This is a genomic window from Streptomyces sp. NPDC088732 (assembly GCF_044751205.1).
In the GTDB taxonomy this organism is placed as follows: domain Bacteria; phylum Actinomycetota; class Actinomycetes; order Streptomycetales; family Streptomycetaceae; genus Actinacidiphila.
In genome coordinates this window covers 13,294-33,260 of sequence record NZ_JBIVLI010000014.1, presented here as the reverse complement: position 1 = coordinate 33,260, position 19,967 = coordinate 13,294, and the positions used below count along the sequence as shown (strand labels likewise).

20 protein-coding genes and 1 pseudogene are annotated in these 19,967 nt (G+C 71.7%); 9 read left to right on the top strand and 12 right to left on the bottom strand.

Annotated elements, in window-relative coordinates:
• Positions 1–57: 57 nt before the first annotated feature.
• From ACIP9H_RS23295 to ACIP9H_RS23285, 3 genes are read right to left on the bottom strand one after another with little or no spacing between them, the layout of a single operon-like run.
• Complete coding sequence (locus ACIP9H_RS23295; protein WP_401586413.1) at positions 58–1,155, bottom strand: threonine aldolase family protein; 1,098 nt, start codon at positions 1,153–1,155, stop codon at positions 58–60.
• The gene (locus ACIP9H_RS23290) at positions 1,134–1,898 is read right to left on the bottom strand and encodes an SDR family NAD(P)-dependent oxidoreductase (protein ID WP_401586416.1); all 765 of its coding nucleotides are present in this window, start codon (positions 1,896–1,898) and stop codon (positions 1,134–1,136) included. Before ACIP9H_RS23290 ends, ACIP9H_RS23295 begins: the two co-directional genes overlap by 22 nt.
• 26 nt (positions 1,899–1,924) lie before the next feature.
• The gene (locus ACIP9H_RS23285; protein ID WP_401586418.1) at positions 1,925–3,343 is read right to left on the bottom strand and encodes a DUF6421 family protein; all 1,419 of its coding nucleotides are present in this window, start codon (positions 3,341–3,343) and stop codon (positions 1,925–1,927) included.
• 229 nt (positions 3,344–3,572) lie between these two features.
• On the opposite strand from ACIP9H_RS23285, the gene ACIP9H_RS23280 reads away from it, so the two are divergent.
• The 4 genes from ACIP9H_RS23280 to ACIP9H_RS23265 all read left to right on the top strand — a co-directional run bounded on the left by ACIP9H_RS23280 (position 3,573) and on the right by ACIP9H_RS23265 (position 6,894).
• Positions 3,573–4,268 (top strand): glycerophosphodiester phosphodiesterase, encoded by a 696-nt coding sequence (locus ACIP9H_RS23280; protein ID WP_401586420.1) that lies wholly within the window; start codon positions 3,573–3,575, stop codon positions 4,266–4,268.
• A gap of 90 nt (positions 4,269–4,358) precedes the next feature.
• Complete coding sequence (locus tag ACIP9H_RS23275; protein WP_401586423.1) at positions 4,359–5,267, top strand: ABC transporter substrate-binding protein; 909 nt, start codon at positions 4,359–4,361, stop codon at positions 5,265–5,267.
• A 2-nt stretch (positions 5,268–5,269) separates the two neighbouring features.
• Positions 5,270–6,145: an amino acid ABC transporter permease gene (locus ACIP9H_RS23270; protein WP_401586525.1), complete on the top strand. Its 876-nt coding sequence runs from the start codon at positions 5,270–5,272 to the stop codon at positions 6,143–6,145.
• Positions 6,142–6,894 (top strand): amino acid ABC transporter ATP-binding protein, encoded by a 753-nt coding sequence (locus ACIP9H_RS23265; RefSeq protein ID WP_401586425.1) that lies wholly within the window; start codon positions 6,142–6,144, stop codon positions 6,892–6,894. Before ACIP9H_RS23270 ends, ACIP9H_RS23265 begins: the two co-directional genes overlap by 4 nt.
• Before the next feature lie 17 nt (positions 6,895–6,911).
• On the opposite strand, the gene ACIP9H_RS23260 is transcribed toward ACIP9H_RS23265, so the two are convergent.
• Positions 6,912–7,457, bottom strand: coding sequence for a GNAT family N-acetyltransferase (locus ACIP9H_RS23260; RefSeq protein WP_401586428.1), 546 nt, complete (start codon positions 7,455–7,457; stop codon positions 6,912–6,914).
• 37 nt (positions 7,458–7,494) lie between these two features.
• Positions 7,495–8,376 (bottom strand): hypothetical protein, encoded by an 882-nt coding sequence (locus ACIP9H_RS23255; protein ID WP_401586430.1) that lies wholly within the window; start codon positions 8,374–8,376, stop codon positions 7,495–7,497.
• Between the two features lie 74 nt (positions 8,377–8,450).
• On the opposite strand from ACIP9H_RS23255, the gene ACIP9H_RS23250 reads away from it, so the two are divergent.
• Complete coding sequence (locus ACIP9H_RS23250; protein ID WP_401586433.1) at positions 8,451–8,837, top strand: VOC family protein; 387 nt, start codon at positions 8,451–8,453, stop codon at positions 8,835–8,837.
• Here the strand turns inward: ACIP9H_RS23250 and ACIP9H_RS23245 are convergent.
• On the bottom strand, positions 8,834–10,906 hold the full coding sequence (locus tag ACIP9H_RS23245) for a SpoIIE family protein phosphatase (RefSeq protein WP_401586436.1): 2,073 nt from the start codon (positions 10,904–10,906) through the stop codon (positions 8,834–8,836). The genes ACIP9H_RS23250 and ACIP9H_RS23245 overlap by 4 nt on opposite strands.
• Before the next feature lie 239 nt (positions 10,907–11,145).
• On the opposite strand from ACIP9H_RS23245, the gene ACIP9H_RS23240 reads away from it, so the two are divergent.
• Entirely contained in the window at positions 11,146–12,054 is a 909-nt protein-coding gene (locus ACIP9H_RS23240; protein ID WP_401586438.1) for a LysR family transcriptional regulator, read from the top strand.
• Positions 12,055–12,091: 37 nt separating this feature from the next.
• Positions 12,092–12,859, top strand: coding sequence for a crotonase/enoyl-CoA hydratase family protein (locus tag ACIP9H_RS23235; RefSeq protein WP_401586441.1), 768 nt, complete (start codon positions 12,092–12,094; stop codon positions 12,857–12,859).
• 45 nt (positions 12,860–12,904) lie between these two features.
• On the opposite strand, the gene ACIP9H_RS23230 is transcribed toward ACIP9H_RS23235, so the two are convergent.
• The 3 genes and pseudogenes from ACIP9H_RS23230 to ACIP9H_RS23220 all read right to left on the bottom strand — a co-directional run bounded on the left by ACIP9H_RS23230 (position 12,905) and on the right by ACIP9H_RS23220 (position 14,615).
• Complete coding sequence (locus ACIP9H_RS23230) at positions 12,905–13,156, bottom strand: hypothetical protein (protein WP_401586443.1); 252 nt, start codon at positions 13,154–13,156, stop codon at positions 12,905–12,907.
• Between the two features lie 428 nt (positions 13,157–13,584).
• Positions 13,585–13,860 (bottom strand): annotated as a pseudogene (locus tag ACIP9H_RS23225) (hypothetical protein); the annotation flags it as partial.
• Positions 13,861–13,925: 65 nt separating this feature from the next.
• Positions 13,926–14,615: a hypothetical protein gene (locus tag ACIP9H_RS23220; protein WP_401586445.1), complete on the bottom strand. Its 690-nt coding sequence runs from the start codon at positions 14,613–14,615 to the stop codon at positions 13,926–13,928.
• 124 nt (positions 14,616–14,739) lie between these two features.
• On the opposite strand from ACIP9H_RS23220, the gene ACIP9H_RS23215 reads away from it, so the two are divergent.
• Positions 14,740–15,444, top strand: coding sequence for a DUF6461 domain-containing protein (locus ACIP9H_RS23215; protein ID WP_401586447.1), 705 nt, complete (start codon positions 14,740–14,742; stop codon positions 15,442–15,444).
• An 86-nt stretch (positions 15,445–15,530) separates the two neighbouring features.
• Here ACIP9H_RS23215 and ACIP9H_RS23210 read toward each other — a convergent pair whose 3' ends face one another.
• The 3 genes from ACIP9H_RS23210 to ACIP9H_RS23200 are packed head-to-tail and all read right to left on the bottom strand — an operon-like array spanning position 15,531 to position 18,935.
• A complete protein-coding gene (locus ACIP9H_RS23210) occupies positions 15,531–16,763 on the bottom strand; it encodes a CaiB/BaiF CoA transferase family protein (protein ID WP_401586450.1) in 1,233 nt (410 codons plus the stop codon).
• Positions 16,764–16,768: 5 nt separating this feature from the next.
• Positions 16,769–17,983 carry an acyl-CoA dehydrogenase family protein gene (locus ACIP9H_RS23205; RefSeq protein ID WP_401586453.1) on the bottom strand — a complete coding sequence of 405 codons (1,215 nt, stop codon included), beginning with the start codon at positions 17,981–17,983 and terminating at the stop codon, positions 16,769–16,771.
• Between the two features lies 1 nt (position 17,984).
• Positions 17,985–18,935, bottom strand: coding sequence for a 3-hydroxyacyl-CoA dehydrogenase NAD-binding domain-containing protein (locus ACIP9H_RS23200; protein ID WP_401586455.1), 951 nt, complete (start codon positions 18,933–18,935; stop codon positions 17,985–17,987).
• Positions 18,936–19,322: 387 nt separating this feature from the next.
• On the opposite strand from ACIP9H_RS23200, the gene ACIP9H_RS23195 reads away from it, so the two are divergent.
• A complete protein-coding gene (locus tag ACIP9H_RS23195; RefSeq protein WP_401960534.1) occupies positions 19,323–19,931 on the top strand; it encodes a DJ-1/PfpI family protein in 609 nt (202 codons plus the stop codon).
• The last annotated feature ends 36 nt before the right edge of the window (positions 19,932–19,967 follow it).

Genomic DNA, 19,967 nt, shown 5'->3' with positions numbered 1-19,967 from the left:
CTCGCCGTGTTCCGGGTCGCTTTCCCCGCCGGGGAATTCATCCCCCGGGGAAACCGCTCAGGAGGATTGCGCGGCCATTTCCTCGGCCAGCGCGGCCGCGAAGGAGTCCACGTCCTCCTCGGTGGTGTCGAACGAGCACATCCAGCGCACCTCGCCGGTGGACTCGTCCCAGAAATAGAAGCGGTAGCGCTTCTGCAGCCGTTCGCTGACCTCACGCGGCAGCAGCGCGAAGACCGCGTTCGCCTGGACGGGCCGGACGACCGTCACGCCGTCGACGTCCCGTACGGCCGCCTCCAGGCGGCGGGCCATCGCGTTGGCGTGACGGGCGCTGCGCAACCACAGGTCGCCGGTGAGCAGCGCCTCGAACTGCACCGAGACGAAGCGCATCTTCGAGGCCAGCTGCATCGACAGCTTGCGCAGGTGCTTCATCGCCCGGACCCGCTCCGGGTTCAGCACGACCACGCACTCGCCCAGCAGCAGCCCGTTCTTGGTGCCGCCGAAGGAGAGCACGTCCACACCCGCGTCGGTGGTGAACTCCCGCAGCGGTACGCCGAGGCCGGCGGCCGCGTTGGCGATCCGCGAGCCGTCCAGATGGACGGCGAGACCGCGCTCGTGCGCGTGCTCGCAGATCGCCCGGATCTCCTCGGGGGTGTAGCAGGTGCCCAGTTCGGTGGTCTGGGTGATCGAGACGACCTGCGGCTGCGCGCGGTGCTCGTCGTCGAAGCCCCAGGCCTCCCGGTCGATCAGCTCGGGGGTGAGCTTGCCGTCCGGGGTGGGCACGGTGAGCAGCTTGAGACCGCCCATGCGCTCGGGGGCGCCGCCCTCGTCCACGTTGATGTGGGCGGAGGCCGCGCAGATCACGGCGCCCCAGCGCTCGGTGAGCGCCTGGAGCGAGACGACGTTGGCGCCGGTGCCGTTGAAGACGGGGAACGCCTGCGCCCGCGGGCCGAAGTGGGCGCGGAAGACGTCCTGCAGGTGCAGGGTGTACTCGTCGTCCCCGTAGGCGACCTGGTGGCCGCCGTTGGCGAGGGCGAGCGCCGCCAGTACCTCGGGGTGGACGCCCGCGTAGTTGTCGCTCGCGAAACCGCGCGTGCTCGGGTCGTGGTGGCGGACGGCGTCCGTCGGGAGATCGGTCACGGGCGGGGTGTCAGCCACTGGCGGGTTCCGTTCACTTCCTCGGCGGGCCGGCTCCACACGTCGGCGATGGCGTCGGCCAGGTCGGTCACATCGGTGAAGCCCGCGAACTTGGCGTTCGGGCGCTCCTCGCGCATTGCATCATGCACGAGCGCCTTGACCACCAGCACCGTGGCGGCGGCGGTCGGCGGCTGCTCCCCCGCCGCCTTGCGGAAGGAGTCGCCGAGTGCCAGCGTCCACGCCTCGGCGGCGGCCTTGGCGGCGGAGTAGGCCGCGTTGCCGGCCGTCGGCTTGGTGGCGCCGGCCGCGCTGATCAGCACGTACCGCCCGGCGGGGGCGGCCAGCAGCGCGTCGTGGAAGGCGAGCGAGGTGTGCTGGACGGTGCGGATCAGCAGCCTCTCCAGGAGGTCCCAGTCCGCGAGGTCGGTCTCCGGGAAGGATGCCGAGCCGCGCCAGCCGCCGACGAGGTGGACCACTCCGTCGACACGGCCGTGCTCCTTCTCGATCCGGCCGGCCCACTCCTTCGTCGCGGCCGGGTCCAGCAGATCGACGACGTCCCCGGTGATGACGGCGCCGCCCGCACCGGCCCGCGCGAGGTCGACGGCCTCGGAGAGCCGCTCCGCGCTGGCGTCGGCGCCGACCACGCGGGCGCCCGCGCGGGCGAGCCGCTGGAGGGTGGCGCGTCCGGCGGGTCCGCCGGCCCCCGCCACCGCGATCACGGCCCCGGCCAGGGGTCCCCTGGCCGTCTCGCCGGCTTCCGTCATCTGCGCCGCCTCCTTCGCTGCATGGGTCACGCGGCCACCCGGCCCGTGCCGTGGGCGGTGATGCCCTTGGTCGAGGCGATCACATCACGGAGCTTCTTGGCCAGGGCCTCGTAGAACATGCTGAGCGGGAACTCGTCGGCCAGCACCTCGTCCACGAGCTTGCGCGGCGGCAGGCCGAGGTCGAGGGCGTCCGGGCCCTTGGCCCACACCGAGCCGGGGTGCGGGGACAGGTAGCCGGAGACGAGGTCGTAGGCGGCGAACCAGTGGACGAGCTTGGGGCGGTCGATGCCGTCCCGGTACAGCTGCTCGATCTCGCCGCAGAGCTGGTTGGTCACCTGGGGGGCGCGCTCCCAGTCGATGCGGAGCTTGTTGTCCGTCCAGCGCACGGCGTCGTGCTTGTGCAGGTAGGCGAAGAGCAGCTGGCCGCCGAGCCCGTCGTAGTTGCGGACGCGGTCGCCGGTGACCGGGAAGCGGAAGAGCCGGTCGAAGAGGATCGCGTACTGGACGTAACGGCCCATGCCGTGGCCCTCGGCCTCCAGCTTCACGGCCTCCTTGAAGGTCGTGAGGTCGCAGCGCAGCTCCTCCAGGCCGTACATCCAGAACGGCTGGCGCTGCTTGATCATGAAGGGGTCGAAGGGCAGGTCGCCGTGGCTGTGGGTGCGGTCGTGGATCATGTCCCACAGCACGAAGGTCTGCTGGCTGAGGTCCTGGTCCGCCAGCAGTTCCTCGGCGTCCTCGGGCAGCGCCACGCCGAGGGTGTCCACGGCGGCGCGGCTCACGGCGCGGAAGCGCGCGGCCTCGCGGTCGCAGAAGATGCCGCCCCAGGTGAAGCGCTCGGGGGCCTCGCGCACGGCGACGGTCTCGGGGAAGAGCACCGCGGAGTTCGTGTCGTACCCGGGCGTGAAGTCCTCGAAGGTGATCGGCACGAACAGCGGGTTGTCGTAGCGGGTGCGCTCCAGCTCGGACAGCCACTCCGGCCACACCACGCGCAGCGCGACGGCCTCCAGATTGCGGTCCGGGTTGCCGTTCTGGGTGTACATCGGGAACACCACGAGGTGCTCCAGGCCGTCGGTGCGCTCGGCGGCGGGGTGGAAGGCGAGCAGGGAGTCCAGGAAGTCGGGGACCGCGTAGCCGCCGTCGGACCAGCGCCGCAGGTCCTTGACCAGGGCCTGGTGGTAGGCCGTGTCGTGCGGGAGCAGCGGGGAGAGGTCCTCCACGGCGCGGACCACGCGGTCCAGCGCGCTGTCGACGACCGCGCGCTGCGGCGCGTCCTGCGCGGAGAAGTCGATGGAGCCGTCCTTGAGCTGCCAGGGGCGGATCTCCTCCACCGCCCGCTTCAGGACCGCCCAGGCCGGGTGCCGGACAACACCGCCGCCGGATGCACCGGTCCCGCTGGTGCCCGTGCTGTCGTTCGACGCCGTCGCCGGCGACAGGATTTCCGTCATGACCCCTCCTTCACAGAAGAACCTCTTGTATGGCCACCGTATATAGGCCTGCTTCTTCCATTCAAGGGGAGCCGGAGGAAAATCTTCCGCACAAGGCCAACATCACCGCGATTCTTCCTGTGGGCGGGCGCGCCGTTCACCCGGCGTTCGGCCCGCCGCCGCAAGGGCCCGCTAGGCTGCCCGGTGTACGTCGGCCCTGCGCAAGCACCAGCACCGGAAGCGATCCGTCTTGAGCTTCTTCACCGTCGGTCACCGCGGTGTCATGGGCGTCGAGCCCGAGAACACCCTCCGCTCCTTCGTCCGCGCCGAGCGCGAGGGACTGGACCAGATCGAGCTCGACCTGCACCTGAGCAAGGACGGCGCCCTGATCGTCATGCACGACGAGAAGGTCGACCGCACCACCGACGGCTCCGGTTTCGTCAGCGACCTCACCCTGGCCGAGCTGCGCGGCCTCGACGCGGGCCGCGGTGAGCGCGTGCCGGTCTTCGAGGAGGTCGTCGACGCGGTCTCCAGGCCCATCCAGGCCGAGATCAAGGACGTCGCCGCCGCACGCGTCCTCGCGGACGTCCTGCGCGAGCGCGACCTGGTCGAGCGGGTCGACGTGCTGTCCTTCCACGACGCGGCCCTCGCCGAGATCCACGAGCGCCTGCCGGAAGCCCGCACCGTCCTGGTCGCCGAGGGCCCGATGGGCTCCGAGATCATCCCCCGGGCCCAGGCCGTCGGCGCCCGCCTCGTCAGCCTCAGCCTGCGGCGCATCAGCCTCGCCCTGGTCCAGGAGTGCCACCGCGCCGGCCTCTCCGTGATCGCCTGGACGGTCAACACCCCGCGCGAACTCGCCCTCGCCCATGCCCTCGGCCTGGACGGCGCGGTCACCGACGTCCCCGAGGTCAAGCGCGCGGTCGACACCGGCCTCACGGACTGGTAGCCGGCAACACGCCGGACACAATCGTCCGGCATACGGGATCGCCGCGTTTTGGCGTGGACAGTGCCCGCCCGGCGGTGCCAAGGTCCCGCCATGCCTCACGCTCCCGCGTCCTCGCGCCTCGCCGCCGCGGCGGCCGTCTCCGTCCTCGTCCTCACCGCGGCGGCGTGCGCGCCGCAGGAGGACTCCGCCCCGGGCGGCACCGGGGCGGCCACGTCCGGGCCCCCGGGATCCGCACCGGCCGCCGCCTCGTGCTCGCCGTCCGCGCTGCGCACCCGGACCACGGGCAAACTGACGATCGGCACCGACAATCCGGCCTACGCCCCCTGGTTCGAGGACAACGAACCGGCCAACGGCAAGGGGTACGAGTCGGCGGTCGCCTACGCGGTGGCCCGGCAGCTCGGCTACGACCAGGCAGCCGTCACGTGGCAGCCGGTCGCCTTCAACAACGCCTTCGCGCCCGGCGCCAAGACCTTCGACTTCGACCTCAACCAGATCTCGATCACCGACGAGCGCCGCAAGGCCGTCGACTTCTCCTCCGGCTACTACGACGTCCGTCAGGCCGTCATCGCCCTCAAGGGCTCCCCGGCCGCGTCCGCCACGACCGTCGCGGCACTGAAGAAGGTCAAGCTGGGCGCCCAGATCGGCACCACGAGCCTCGACGTCATCAACGACCGGATCAGGCCCACCGCCGCCGCGGCCGTCTACCAGAAGAACGACCTCGCGGTCAGCGCGCTCAAGAACGGCCAGGTGGACGCCATCGTCCTCGACCTGCCCACCGCCTTCTACATCACGTCCGCCGAACTGGAGGACGCCCGGATCGTCGGCCAGTTCGACACCACCGGCGGCACGCCGGAGCAGTTTGGGCTCGTGCTGGACAAGGGCAGCCCGCTCACCCCCTGTGTCAGCCGCGCGGTCGACGTCCTGCGGTCCGACGGCACGCTGGCGAAGCTCGAGCAGCAGTGGCTGTCCGACGCGGTCGACGCCCCGGTTCTCAAGTGACCCTGGGCGAGAGCGTCCACAAGGACGCGCACCCGTACACGCCGTCGCAGCGGCGGATCGCGCGCGAACGCCACAAACGCCTCCGGACCCGCCGTTCCGCGGGCATCGCCACCGCCAGCACCCTCGTCACGGCCGTGCTGCTGTACCTCGCCGTCACCCGCTCCCCCGGCTGGCCCCGGGTGCGGGAGACCTTCCTGAGCGGCCACTACGCGCGCGAGGCACTGCCCAAGGTCCTCGACGGGCTGCTGCTCAACCTGCGGCTGCTGGTCGTGTGCGGCGCGATCGTGCTCGTCGTCGGACTGCTGCTGGCCGTCGCCCGCACCCTGCGCGGACCCGTGCTCTTCCCCCTGCGCGCGCTGGCCGTGGCCTACGTCGACTTCTTCCGGGGGCTGCCGCTGATCATCTGCCTGCTGACGGTGATCTACGGCGTCCCGGCCCTGCGTCTCCAGGGAGTGCCCACCGACCCGGTGGTACTCGGCGGCGCCGGCCTGGTGCTCACCTACTCCGCGTACGTGGCCGAGGTCTTCCGGGCCGGCATCGAGAGCGTCCACCCCAGCCAGCGGGCGGCCGCGCGCTCCCTCGGGCTGAGCGGCGCGCAGACCCTCCGGTACGTCGTGCTCCCGCAGGCCGTACGGCGTGTCGTACCCGCACTCCTCAACGACCTGGTGTCCCTGCAGAAGGACACGGGCCTGGTCTCCATCGCCGGGGTCGTCGACGCCGTCTACGCGGCGCAGATCATCGCCGGCCGGAGCTTCAACTACACCCCGTACATCGTCGCGGGGCTCGTGTTCGTCGCGCTCACCATCCCGATGACGCGCTTCACCGACTGGGTCACCGCGCGGATGAACCGCCGCGAGTCGCAAGGAGGAACCGTATGACCGGCGCACCCGTGCTGCGGCTGGAGTCCGTGCGCAAGACCTTCGGCGGGACCCCGGTGCTGCGTGACGTCGGCCTGGAGGTGGCGCCGCACAGCGTCACCGTCCTGATCGGCGCGTCCGGCTCCGGCAAGTCCACCCTGCTGCGCTGCGCCAACCTCCTGGAGGAGATCGACGACGGCGCGATCTTCCTGGACGGCGAGGAGATCACCCACCCCGGCGTCGACCCGGACACGGTGCGGCGGCGCATCGGCGTGGTCTTCCAGGCGTACAACCTCTTCCCGCACATGACCGTGCTGGACAACATCACCCTCGCGCCGCGCCGGGTGCACCGCGTGGCCCGCGCGGAGGCGGAGGCGCGGGCCCACGAGCTGCTGGCCAGGCTCGGGCTGGACGGCAAGGCGCGCGAGTACCCGGACCGGCTCAGCGGCGGACAGCAGCAGCGCGTGGCGATCGCCCGCGCGCTGGCCGGCAGGCCCCGGCTGCTCCTGCTCGACGAGATCACCGCCGCGCTCGACCCCGAACTCGTCGGGGAGGTGCTCGGCGTCGTGCGCGACCTCAAGGACGAGGGGATGACGATGCTGATCGCCACGCACGAGATGGGCTTCGCCCGCGACGTCGCCGACCAGGTGTGCTTCCTGGACGGCGGCATCGTTCTGGAACAGGGCACGCCCGAGCGGGTCTTCGGCGCTCCCGAGCAGGAGCGCACCCGGCGCTTCCTGTCCCGGATCGTCGAGGCGGGGCGGCTCTGAGCCGCCGCCGGCCGTGCTCAGCCCAGCTTCTTCACCAGCAGCTCGAAGGCCAGGTCGTCACGGGTGGGCAGGCCGAAACGGGCGTCGCCGTACGGGAAGGGGCTGATGGAGCCGGTGCGCTCGTAACCGCGGCGCACGTACCAGGCGATCAGTTCCTCGCGCTGGGTGATCACGGTCATGTGCATCGCGTCGGCGCCCCACTCCTCACGCGCGAAGCGCTCCGCCTCGGCCAGCACGGTCCTGCCGAGCCCGCCGCCCTGCAGGCCCGGGCGGACGGCGAACATGCCGAAGTAGGCGTGCCCGTCCCGGTTCTCCAGCTGGCAGCAGGCCACGACCGCGCCGTCCGACTCGGCCACCAGCATCCGGCTGCGCTCGCCGCCGACGACCGCCGAGACCCCCTCGGGGTCGGTCCGCTGGCCCTCCAGGAGGTCCGCTTCCGTCGTCCAGCCGGCCCGGCTCGCGTCGCCGCGGTACGCCGACTCGACCAGCGCGACCAGGGCCGGCACATCGGCGGAGGTGGCGGTGCGGAACACGGGGCTGACGACGGGCGGTGCGCTCTCCATGGCGGGGTCCTCTCGGGTGCGGCGGCTCGACCCGAGGCTAGCCGGTCTCCTCGGGCGGCGGCACGAAACCCCGGGCCCGCGCGTGCTCGGTGAACTCCGCGGGCGGCGCGCAGCCGTGCACCCGCACCCAGTGCTCCCAGGCCAGGTCCCAGGTCCAGGTGCCGTCGGTCGCCAGCCCGGGACGGATGGTGTCGTACGGATCGCTCGCGAGGGGATCCCACGCAAAGCTCACGGCGATGACGATGATGCTGCCCCCGGCCAGATAGCGCGCCAGGGGATCGCGCAGTTCCTCCGCGAGGCTGCCAGGTACCAGTTCCACCCGGGGCAGGTCCGGCCCCTCCACCGCCTCGAACATGGCGACCGCCTCGGCCTCCCCGGCCCGGAAGGGAGCCCGGGTGATGACGGGCCGGCCCAGGGCGGCCGCGTTGGCGGGCCACCGGGCGTAACCGTCGGCGGCGGGGTTCGGCGGGAGGCGGTCGTTCCGCGGGGGTGGTTCCTGGACCCGGAGGGACACGGTGAACCCGGCGTCCTCCAGGCGGGCGGCGAGCAGCCTCGACTCCACCTCGGTGCCCTTCACGCCGCCCTCCGCAAGGGCGCGCAGGCGGGAGCGGACCTCGGAGAGCGGTACGCCGAACAGCTCGCGGACGGTCTTGAGCGCGGCCGCCCGGGAGCCGCCGGGCCGCGGCTCGGCGCGCAGCACCGTCTCGCCGTGGGCGGCGATCAGTGCCTCCCGCACGTGCCCCGGGACCTCTCCGCGTCCGCACTCCGTCGCCGTCGCCCCGCAGGCCGCGCATCCGCCGTCGACGCTCCAGTGGACGACGCCGTCGAGGACGATCCCGCCCGCCTCGTAGCGGGCCTCGGCACCGCACCGGCGGCACGTGCGGTACAGCGGGGCGATCCACGCGGGACGGTGCGTCATGCGGGGCAGCGTGCCGGACGGCGGTCCGACGTGTCACGCGGATTTCCCGGGTGCTCGTGGGTACGTTCGCGCCCATGGTGAACGTACTGAGCAGCCGGATCCTGCTGCGGCCCACCGATCTGGAGCGTTCGCGCACCTTCTACCGGGACGATCTCGGGCTGGCGGTCTACCGGGAGTTCGGTCCCCACGAGACCCGCGGCACGGTGTTCTTCCTCGGCGGCGGGTTCCTGGAGGTCTCGGGGCACGCCGACGGGCCGCCCGCGCCGGGGCTGCAGCTCTGGCTCCAGGTACCGGACGTGGCACGGACCCACGCCGAGCTGGCCGCGCGCGGCGTCCCGGTGGTGCGGGAGCCGCGGCAGGAGCCGTGGGGCCTGGTCGAGATGTGGGTCGAGGATCCGGACGGCGTGCGCATCTGCGTGGTGGAGGTGCCGGAGGACCATCCGATCAGGTACCGGCCCTAGCCCGCCCCCACCGGGGCCGGAGCGGGCGGGCGCGGGAGGCCGATCTCGGCCCAGATGGTCTTTCCGTCGGGGCGCTGCCTGGTGCCCCAGCGTTCGGCGAGCTGCGAGACAATGAACAGCCCCCGCCCGCCCTCGTCGAACATCCGGGCCCGGCGGAGGTGGGGGGCGGTGTTGCTGCCGTCGGACACCTCGCAGATCAGGTTGTCCTGCCGGATGAGGCGCAGGTGGACGGGACCCGTGCCGTAGCGGATGGCGTTGGTGACCAGTTCGCTGACGACCATTTCCGCGGTGAAGGCGACGTCCTCGAGGTCCCAGCCGGCCAGCCGGGACGCGGCGAGGTCCCGGGCGTGCCCGACGTCGGCGAGGTCCCCCGTCAGCTCCCAGGCGGCGGCGTGCGTCGCGTCGAACTCACGGGTGCGGGCGATGACGAGGGCGACGTCGTCCCGGCAGCAGGCGTCGACCTGGGTGTTCAGGACGTGGTCGCACATGTCCTCCAGGGAGGGCATCGGCTCCGACAGGGCCTTCTGGAGGCGTTCGAGCCCTTCGTCCAGACTGCGTCCGGGGGACTCGATGAGGCCGTCCGTGTAGAGGGCGAGGAGGGTGCCCTCGGGCAGGCGCAGTTCGGCGGTCTCGAAGGGGAGTCCGCCCACACCCAGCGGAGGGCCGGCGGGGATGTCGAGGTACTGGGCGTCCGATCCCCGGCCGATCACGGCGGGCGGCGGGTGGCCGGCGCGTGCGGCGACGCACTGGCGCGAGACCGGGTCGTAGACCATGTACAGGCAGGTCGCCACGATCCCCCCGGCGTCCGCTCGCGGATCGCAGGTCCCGTCCTGGGCCCGGCCCATCTCCTCCCGGAAACGGGTGACGACGTCGTCGAGGTGGGTGAGCAGTTCGTCGGGCGGCAGGTCGACGTCCGCGAGCGTGCGCACCGCGGCACGCAGCCGCCCCATCGTCGCCGAGGCCTGCACCCCGTGGCCGACCACGTCGCCGACCACAAGGGCGACCCGGGCCCCCGAGAGCGGGATGACGTCGTACCAGTCGCCGCCCACTCCGGCGCGCAGTCCCGCGGGCACGTAGCGTGTGGCGGCCTCCACCGCCGACTGCCGTGCCACCACCCGCGGCAGGAGGCTGCGCTGGAGCGCCAGGGACGTGTTGCGCTCACGGGTGTAGCGGCGGGCGTTGTCCACGCAGACGGCGGCTCGCGCGCCGATCTCCTGGGCCAGCAGCAGGTCGTCGGCGTCGAAGGGCTCGCGGTTGCGGGAGCGTGTGAACAGCGCGGCACCGAGGGTCACGCCGCGGGCGCGCAGGGGGACCATCAACGCCGAGTGCGGCGCGTTCGTGTCGGCCCCGCCCGGACCGGCCGCGGACGCGCGGGCGCCGGCGGTGCCGCTGATCTCCGTCATCACGGGGTTGGCCGTCATCAGGTCGAGGACGGGCTCCGTTCCCTCCCGGCGGACGACGACGTCGCCGGTCCGTACGCATCCCGGGGGCGCGGCCGAACCGGACTGGGCGGCGCGGCGGAGAACGACGTCGTCCTTCTCCGGTCCGGTAGCGGGTTCCTCGCCCTGGAGCACGCAGTCGAAGAGGTCCACGCTGGCGTGGTCCGCGAAACCGCCGCACACCGCGACCTCGGCCAGTTCCTCCGCGGTTCTGGGCGCGTCCAGGGTGCTGCCGACCCGGGCGCTGGCCTCACTGAGCAGTTCGAGGCGCTCGCGGGCGATCACCAGGCGCCGGAACCGCCGCTCCCCCGCGACCCGGATCCGGCAGACGACCAGGCTGATGCCCAACGAGGCGGCCAGCGCCGTGAGCGTCGTGATCCGGCTGGTGGGGCCCATGTCCTGGATGAGGACTCCGTAGACGGCGACGCCGGCGGCCAGGTTGAACACGCCCACGATCAACGTCCGTCGCACCGACAGCAGCGCGCTCGCCACGACGGGTATCAGCACCGCGTACTCCGCGATCCCCATGACCTGCGTTCCGGCCATGGCCAGCCCCACTCTCAGGCTGGTGATCAGCACAACACTCAGCAGGAGAACCGCGAAGCTCTTGTTGTCCCGGACTGCTTGCACGCGGGACACCTCCCATGGCCGAGGGCGGGACCTTGCGGCAGTCCCTCGCGCCGAAGCCGTTTGCACGAGGAGGGCCGCCGGGGCGACCCCTCCGTGGGGAGCGGCGCTTGCGCTCGTGATCGGCGCGCACGCCGAATCGGTCGTACACCTTGTCCCTGCCCCGCACCGGACGCCCCCACCCCCGCTCGCCCGTCCCGGTGCCCGTGAGGCGGCGGCGCCCCGGCGGGTAACGTAAAAGGGTGGAAATATTCCATTTGCGGTACTTCGTGGCCGTGGCGGAGGAGCTGAACTTCTCGGCGGCGGCACGTCGACTGCACATGGCCACGTCACCGCTGAGCCAGCGGATCAAGGACCTCGAGCACGAAGTGGACCACCGGCTGTTCGAACGCGACACGCACAGCGTCACCCTCACGCCGGCCGGAGAGGCGCTGCTGCCGATCGCGCGGGACGTGCTGGAGCAGATCAATTCCGTTCCGTGGCGGCTGCGCGAGGCCGGCGCGCCGGGACGCAGCACCATGTTCGTCGGCATACCCCTCGGGGTGCACCCCCGGGTGCGGGACCTCGCCGACACGCTCTGCGAGCGGGTCCGCGAGACGTACGAGCTGAGGTGCTGGCCCGGCTCCTCCAGGGCGCTGATCGCCGGCGTCGGCGAGGGCAGGCTCGCGCTCGCACTGGTGCGGCTGCCGGTGACCGACCCGGCCCTCGACCTGCTGCCCGTGATGTCGGAGAGGCTGGGAGCGGTGGTGCCCGCGGACCGGTTCACCGGCCGGGACTCCGTGGCCCTGACCGAACTGGCGGACCTCAGCTTCATCGTCGCCCCCAAGGAGGGCCGGCCCGCGTACTTCGACGAGCTCGACCGGGAGATGTCCGAACGGGGGGTCAGGAAACGCATCGACCTCACCGACACCGACTACTCGGGCATCGCCGAGATCGTCTCCGGCGGGATGGCTTTCTACTTCTCCCTGCTCGACGCGGAAAGCCCGCTGCACGGGTACGCGAGGAAGAACACACGGGTCCTGCCGTTCACGGACTTCGAGCGCCGCCTGGAAACCGTGCTGGTCTGGCGCCGCGACCGGGCCTCCGGCGGCGACCTGGACGAACTCGTCGACGCGGCCCGGGAGATCTTCGCCGAACCGCTCCACGTCTGAACCGGGCGGGACCCCGAACACGACCGGAGGAGCAGCGATGACCACCAGCGAAGTCCTCGTCCAACAGGCCGGTTCGGCCCTGCTGATCACCATCGACCGCCCGCAGGCGCGCAATTCGGTGAACGCGGCGGTGGCCGCCGGGCTGGCCGCGGCGCTGGACGAACTGGAGGCCGGCGCCGAACTGCGCGTGGGTGTACTGACCGGGGCCGGGGGCACCTTCAGCTCCGGAATGGACCTCAAGGCAGCCTTGAAGGGCGAGTCGCCCACCGTCCCGGGCCGCGGTTTCGGCGGCCTGACGGAGGCCGCGCTCACCAAGCCGCTCATCGCCGCGGTGGAGGGCTACGCCCTCGGCGGCGGCTTCGAACTCGCCCTCGCCTGCGACCTCGTCGTCGCCGCCGAGGACGCGAAGTTCGGCCTGCCCGAGGTCACGCGCGGCCTCATCGCGGCGGGCGGCGGTGTGATCCGGCTGCCCCAGCGCATCCCGTACCACCTGGCCATGGAAATGCTGCTCACCGGCGAACCGATCAGCGGCGACCGCGCGGGCGAACTCGGCCTGGCCAACCGGGTCACCCCGCCCGGCAAGGCGGTCACGGTCGCCCTCGAACTCGCCGAACGCATCGCCCGGAACGCCCCGCTCGCCCTGGCCGCGGTGAAGGCCCTCACCCGCGCCGCCAACGGCACACCGGAGGCGGAGGCGTTCGCCGTGCAGCGCGAGCACATGGCCACCCTGATGGCCTCCGCCGACGTACGCGAGGGCATGACCGCCTTCGCGGAACGCCGGCCGCCGCGGTGGACCGGGAAGTGAGTCGTCCTGATGCCCCCTCGAGCCGCGGCCGGAGGCGCCCGCCCGTCAGGACGAGGACGTGGTCGCCCGGGGCTCTTGAGCGTCGGGATCGACGAAGGCAAGTGCCCGCCTGATGCCGGGAAGACAGTCCTCGGGGTAGGTGTGGCCGAGTCCTGGCAGGACCTCCAGCTCGCTGGGGACCCCGTGGGAGGTGAGGAAGTCCGCGAGCCGGCGCAGCTTCTCGCATCGCACACCACCGTCATCCGTCGCGCCGACCATGAGGTAGCCCCGCAGCGGAATGCCGCTGCGACGCCGCATCTCGAGCAACGGCAACCTGCCTCCGGACGGGCCGTACGCGGACCGGCCATTGCGAGCAGCACGAAACCGCGCGCGGGAACGGTCCCGTCGAGCGCCGCACGCAGTGCGGTTTCGGCACCCATCGAGAACCCGGCGACGATCAGGTGGTCCATGTCCAGCTCGCGTTCGGCTGTCAGTGCCGCGTACTGCCCGCGCACATCGCGCAGCGCGATGTCTTCGTCGTCCCACACAGCGCTGTTCCGCGCGATCCACTGCGACGACTGGACCGCCACCAGCAACCGGCCGTCCTGCACGACCCCTTGCCAGCCGCGCACCGCCTCGCGCGTGCTCTCACCGTTGCCGTGCAGGGTGACGACGGCACGGTGAGGCCCCGCCACGGCCCCCTGTCCCACGACGAGGCTGCGTGCCGGCACGCAGGCTGCCCGCTGTCGAGCGGCGCTCACGACCGCCGCCTCCTCGAAGCCGGCGGTCCCCTGCAACGGCCTCCAGGACGGTGTGCGGCGCAGGAGCACCTCCCCGTACCAGTGGCCCCGGTCCAGGGCCTCCCGGATGAGCGCGACAGCGAGAGCCGCTTCGCCCACCCGCGCGGCCGCACAGGACCGGAGGTAGTAGACATCCGACTCGCGGTCGGGGAACCGGGGCCCCTCTTCCGTGAGGAAGCGGTACGCATCAGCGTATCGGCGCTCGTCCGTCAGCTCCCGCACGCGCTCCCGAAGCCTGTGGAATCCGGGCGGCACCCTCCCGGTCCCCCCGGTGCGCACGCCGCCCCTCACCCGCGGACGGCGCGCAGTCGTTCGTGCTGCTTGCGCGCGAGTGCTTCGGGGACGGAGGCAGGTTCGCCGTTGCCTTGGGGGAGCAGGAATTCGGACAAGGTGCCGCCGGTGCGGACGACGGATTCGACGTTGCCCTTGCCGTCCGGGGCGATGGTGTTGGTGATCAGGTACGACACCGCGTCGTCGCCCTCCGCCGGTGCGGGGACCTGCCGCACGTCGAACCCGTAGGTCCAGCCGGCGGCCGACGTGGCGCTGAAGTGGCCGCACTTGGGCAGCGCCGTCTTCAGGTCTGCAATCCAAGCCCGGGCCTCGTCCTCGGCGTGGCTGCTCAGTGCCACGCTCCCCGAGGCCGTCCCGCCGGTCCCGGGCATGTCCAGCGTCTCCCACACCTGCGCCCGGCGGGCGTGGCGGGGACGGACGCTCATCGTGTCGGCGATCGGCTGGCACGCGGCGGGCGTCGCCGTCACGATGTCGTCCGGGTCGAACAGCGGCAGCCCCGGCCCGATGTCGACCGCCAGTCCCGGCACGTCCGCGTTCCGCAGCAGCGCCTTGGTCAACTCGGCCTTGGTCAGGGGCTTCTCGTCCACGGCCGCCCCGGCCTTCGGGCTGCCGCCGCACGCGGCGGACACCCCCACCGTCGCCACCAAAGCCGCGGAGACGGCCAGTTGACGTACCAGATCCCGCACCGCGGGTTCCCCCTCGCCACCTCACCGGGGGCGCCGCCCCCGTTCCCACGTTCCGGGCGGTCACGGTAGCAGTCGTCATGATCATTCAGCGGGCTTGTCCGTGGCGGCGGGCAGACTGCGGTGCATGACTCCGGTGACCGCACGAGACTATGCCTGGATACGTTCCGTTCCGTGGTTCCTCTGCGGGATGGACGTCGGGTACACCCTGACCCTGGCGCGGGGCGTCGCCGCGGCCGACGTGCTGCGGGTGATGGGGGCTGCCCCCTTGGGGCTCTGTACAGGAGCGGACGCCCTGATCGAGGAGCAGGACGAGCTGCGCGACCCCGAGGACGACTGGGACGACTCCTTCGTCGCCGGCGCGTTCACCGTCCCGGGCGATGACGGCGACTGGACGCTCGTCCTGAGCCTTGGCGAAGGGGGCATGGGGATGCAGTCCCGCTTCCTGGAGGCCCTGTCGGTGGGTGGACGCGCCGTGGTGCACTCCAGCAACGGCGGCAAGCCCATGCATTTCTTCCACTGGTACGAGGACGGGGAACTCCGGACCACCTTCGAGTGGCCCGCGGTCAGGACCGGCAGTACCCCCGACGACCTGGTCCCGTTGATGCGCGAGGTCGGCTTCGCGGTGTCGAGGGAGGACGAGGAGACGGACGGGCGCGTCGACATCAAGGCGGCGGCCTTCGCCCTCGCGGAGCGGCTGACCGGGGTCCGCCTGACGGAGCGACTGCTCCGGGACGCCGAGTACCGCCTCGGGCACGTACCCGAGGAGCCCGCCGAGGAGTGGACCGCCGTCGTCGTCGACGTCCCCGGCGCCCAGGGAAGTCACCCGTGACAACGCCGCGGGCCTTCCGCGCCGGCTCCCTGACCCGGTTGACGGGGCCCGGTGTCCTCGCACGTGCGTCGGACACCGGGGCGCGCTCATCGCGTCGGCTGCGTCTGCACCGTCTCGGGGATCGCCCCCCGCTCGCGCAGCGCTGTGATCTCGGAGGGATCGAATCCGAGCTGGCTGAGGATCTCCTCGTTGTGCTCGCCCAGGTCGGGCGCCCGCTTCGCCGTCACCTTCGGTACCCCCCGGAGGTTGACGGGGCTGCTGACGGTGTAGTCGAGGCCGATGACCCCTTCCAGCGGGACGACGATGTCGTTCGCCCGCAACTGCGGGTCCTGCGCGGCCTCTTCGGGTGTCTGGATGAGGCTGTAGTTGATGCGTTCGCGGGCCAGCGCGGCCTTCCAGTCGTCGAACGGCCGTGAGCGGAACTCGGCGTCGAGCAGCTCGCTGAGGGCGGCGGCGTTCTTGGCGAAGCCCTCGCGGTCGGAGAAGCGCGGGTCCTCCACCAGTTCGGGGCGCCCGAGGGCCCGCGACAGTGCGGGCCAGTGCACGGAGGAGGTCGCCAGCATGATCCAGCGGTCGTCCGCGGTCCGGTAGGGGTTGGACAGCGCGTTCGCCGGCACGGTGCGGTCGTGCAGCTCGAACGGTGTGCCGTCGGCGAGGGCGCCGGCGATGAGCGTTCCGGTGGCCCAGACGCCCGTGGCGAGCAGTGACGTCCCGACGTCGGCCCCGAGTCCGGTCCGCTCGCGGCGGTACAGGGCGGTCGCGATCGCCGCGTACACGGCGATCGCCGACGAGTAGTCGCCGCTGCCCCACACCGGCACCGTCGGCGGGCTGCCCGCGTCCCGGGTGGAAGCCAGCAGTCCGCTGCGCGACCAGAAGGCGGTCAGGTCGAAGCCCGGCTGCCGGGCGTCGGGGCCGGTGTCCCCGAAGCCGGTGAGGTCGGCGTAGACGACCCTCGGGTTCCAGCCCGAGACCTCCTCGTAGCCGAGGTGCAGCTTCTCCCGGGTGCCGTGCGGGAAGTTGGTGATGACCACGTCGGCCCACCGGACGAGGCGCTTGAGCACCTCGAGGGTCGCGGGGGACTTCAGGTCGAGCACCATGCCGCGCTTGTTGCGGTTGGCGAGGTGCCAGCTGTAGTTGGCCTGCGCCATGGGGCTGGGCGGGACGGAGCTGAGGAGCCGCTGCGGGTCGCCCTTCCCCGGGGGTTCGATCTTGATGACGTCCGCTCCGAAGTCGGAGAGCACGGCGGCCGCGGCCGGTCCCGCGATGTAGGTCGCCGCGTCGAGGACCTTCAGGCCGGTGAAGACGGATTCCTCGGTCATCGCCGTCACCCCACGAAGGCACTGTGGCCGGTGATGGACTTGCCGACGATGAGGGTCTGCATCTGGTGGGTGCCCTCGTAGGAGTACAGGGCCTCGGCGTCGGCGAAGAACCGGGCGATGTCGTAGTCGAGGAGAATGCCGTTGCCGCCGAAGAGCTCGCGGCACCAGGAGACGACCTCGCGCATACGGGCCGCGACGTACTCCTTGGCGAGCGCGGACTGCTCGTCGCGGTACACGCCCGCGTCCTGGAGCCGGGCGAGCTGCACCAGCATGCCCCAGCAGGCGGTGATGTTGCCCAGGCTCTTGACCAGGAGGTCCTGCATCAACTGGAACCCGGCGATCGGGCGGCCGAAGGCGACACGCTGCTTGGCGTACTCGAGTGCGAGCTCGTAGGCGCCGATCATGACGCCCAGCGACTGCCATGCCACGCCGCCGCGGGTGCGGCGCAGGATCTCGCCGACGTCCCGGAAGCCCCTCATGTTCTTCAGCCGGTTCGCCTCCGGCACCCGGCAGTCGGTCAGGGTGATCTCGGCGTTCTGCACGATCCGCAGCGCGATCTTGCCCTCGATCTTCGCCGGCGAGAAGCCGGGGGTGCCCTTCTCGACGACGAAGGCCTTGACCTTGTTGTCGTCGACGTCACGGGCGAAGACCACGGTGTAGTCGGCGAAGGTGGCGTTGCCGATCCACTTCTTCGCGCCGTTGATGACCCAGGTGTCGCCCTCGCGCCTGGCGGTGGTGCGCATGCCGCCGGAGACGTCGGAACCGCCGAGCGGCTCGGTCAGCGCGAACGCGCCGATCTTCTCCATCGTGGCCATGGGGGGCAGGAACCTGTCGCGCTGCTCCTGGTCGCCGCCGTAGTAGACGGAGTAGAAGCCGAGGCCGTTGTGGACGCCGAAGAAGGTGGCGGTCGAGGCGTCGACGCGGCCGAGTTCCACGGCGACCATCCCGCTGAGCAGGTGGCTGACGGCCTGCTTGTGCTCGCCGTAGCCCTCGTAGGGCAGCGCGGCCAGTCCGCTGCTCCGGAACTTCTCGATGTACTCGACGGGGAATTCGGCCTTGGCCCAGTACTCGTTGACCAGCGGCTTGATCTCCTTGCTCAGGAACGCGCGGGCCCCGAGCAGGATCTCGAGCTCCTCGCCGGACAGCAGCGACTGGTACATGTAGAAGTCGGCCTCCAACTGGTCGTCCACCTGGGTGAGGGGCGTGGCGTTGGTGGTCATGTCAGTTCTCCTTGTCGTGCTGTGTACGGCGGACGTCGTCCAGGGCGGCCAGGACGGCAAGTTGCTTGCGGTCGCGGGCCTCGGCGAGCTCGGTGTACGGGGTGCCGGCGTAGGCCTTCTCCACCGCCTCGATGACGCGCTCCCGGTCCTGCGGGTCCTGCGAGGGCTGTCCGAGGTCCAGTTGCTGCATGGACTGGCCGATGTGCTCGCTCATGTGGCGGTAGCCGCCGGGGCCGCCGCCCAGGTGCGATCCGAGGAACGGCCCGACCGTGGCCCAGCGCAGGCCGAGCGAGTGGGTGACGACGGTGTCCAGGTCCTCCGGGGACACCACGCCCTGCTGGACGAGGTAGACGGCCTCGCGGCTGAGCGCGCTCTGGAGCCGGTTGCCGACAAAGCCGGGCATCTCGCGGCGTTCGACCACGGGGGCGCGGCCGACGGAGGTGTAGAAGGCGACAGCCGTCCGCACGGCCTCCTCCGTGGTGCGTTCACCGGGTACGACCTCGACGAGCGGCACCAGGTGGGGCGGGTTGAAGGGGTGTCCGACGAGGACGCGTCCGGCGTCGTCGAGTTCCGCGGTGAAGGCGGTCGCCGGGATCGCCGACGACGAGCTCAGGAGCAGCGCGTGCCCGGGGGTCTCCCGGATCAGCCGGGCGAACAGGTCCTTCTTGAATTCGAGGCGCTCGGGCCCGTTCTCCTGCACGATGTCCGCGTCCCGGACGGCTTCGGTGATGTCGGCCGCGAGGTGCACGCGGTCGGCGAGACCGTCGGTCTCCAGGCCCTGTGCCGCCAGGTGCGGGGCGAATTCGGAAAGCGCCTCGTCGGTGGCCTCCCGCAGGTCGGGGCGGGGATCGCTGACGTGAACGGTGAGGCCGTGCGCGGCGAACAGCGCTGTCCAGGACAGTCCGATGGTTCCCGCGCCGATCACGGCGGCGGTACGGAAGGGGCGTGTCATCACCCGTCCTCCTTCAGGTGGTCGAAGACCGGATCCGCAGGCGAACGTGAGGTCGGCCGGATTCCGGCACCGTCTCCCGGTTGCGCTCTGCGCGTTTTCTCGTCTCGTCCGCAACGCTAGGGAGAACGGCAGCGCAACGGAATTATCGAACCGGAAAAAGCGACATGACCGCAGCGGTCACACCACCGCGGAATTTACCGGGCGACACTTTCCTTGAATCGGGGCGCGGGAAATGGGATTTCCCCCGGGAATTCCACTGCACCGCTCGGATTCCCGCGCAACCGGCGTTCCGCCCGGTGCCGCACGGGCCACCGGCCGCCGATTGGCTCTCGACCGGGGCCGGCGTGCCGCATGAGGCTGGACGCCTGCCGTACAGGAGGAGTTGTGATGCAGGTAGCCGTGGTCACCTTCGACGGGTTCAACGAACTCGACAGTTTCATCGCCTCCGCGTTGATCAACCGGTGCCGCAAGGACGGCCTGGAGGCCTTCATCACGACACCGACGCCCGTCGTCACCTCGATGAACGGCGTCGAGGTGAGCGGTCAGCGCTCCCTGGACTTCGTGGCCGATGCCGACGTCGTGCTGATCGGCAGCGGGGTGAAGGCGCGCGAAGTGGCCGCCGACGACCGGCTTCTCTCCATGCTCCCACTGGACCCGTCCCGTCAGCTCGTCGGTTCGCAGTGCTCGGGCGCGCTGGTGCTCGCGCAGCTCGGCCTGCTGGGTGGCATGCCGGTGTGCACGGACATGAAGACCCGGCCGTTCGCGGAGGCCATGGGCGTCACCGTGCTGGACGTGCCCTTCCACGCCGAGGGGAACATCGCCACGGCCGGCGGGTGCCTGGCGTCGCAGTACCTCGCCACCTGGGTGATCGGCAGGGCGCTCGGGGAGAGCGCCGTCCGGGACGTCATCGGCTACGTGGCTCCGGTCGGCGAGAGCGAGGAGACCGTCGAGCGCGCCCTGCGGACCGTCCGGGCGGGCGAGGCGGCCCTTCGCTGACCGACGTCGCGGGACGGGCCGTGGACGTCCGCCGGG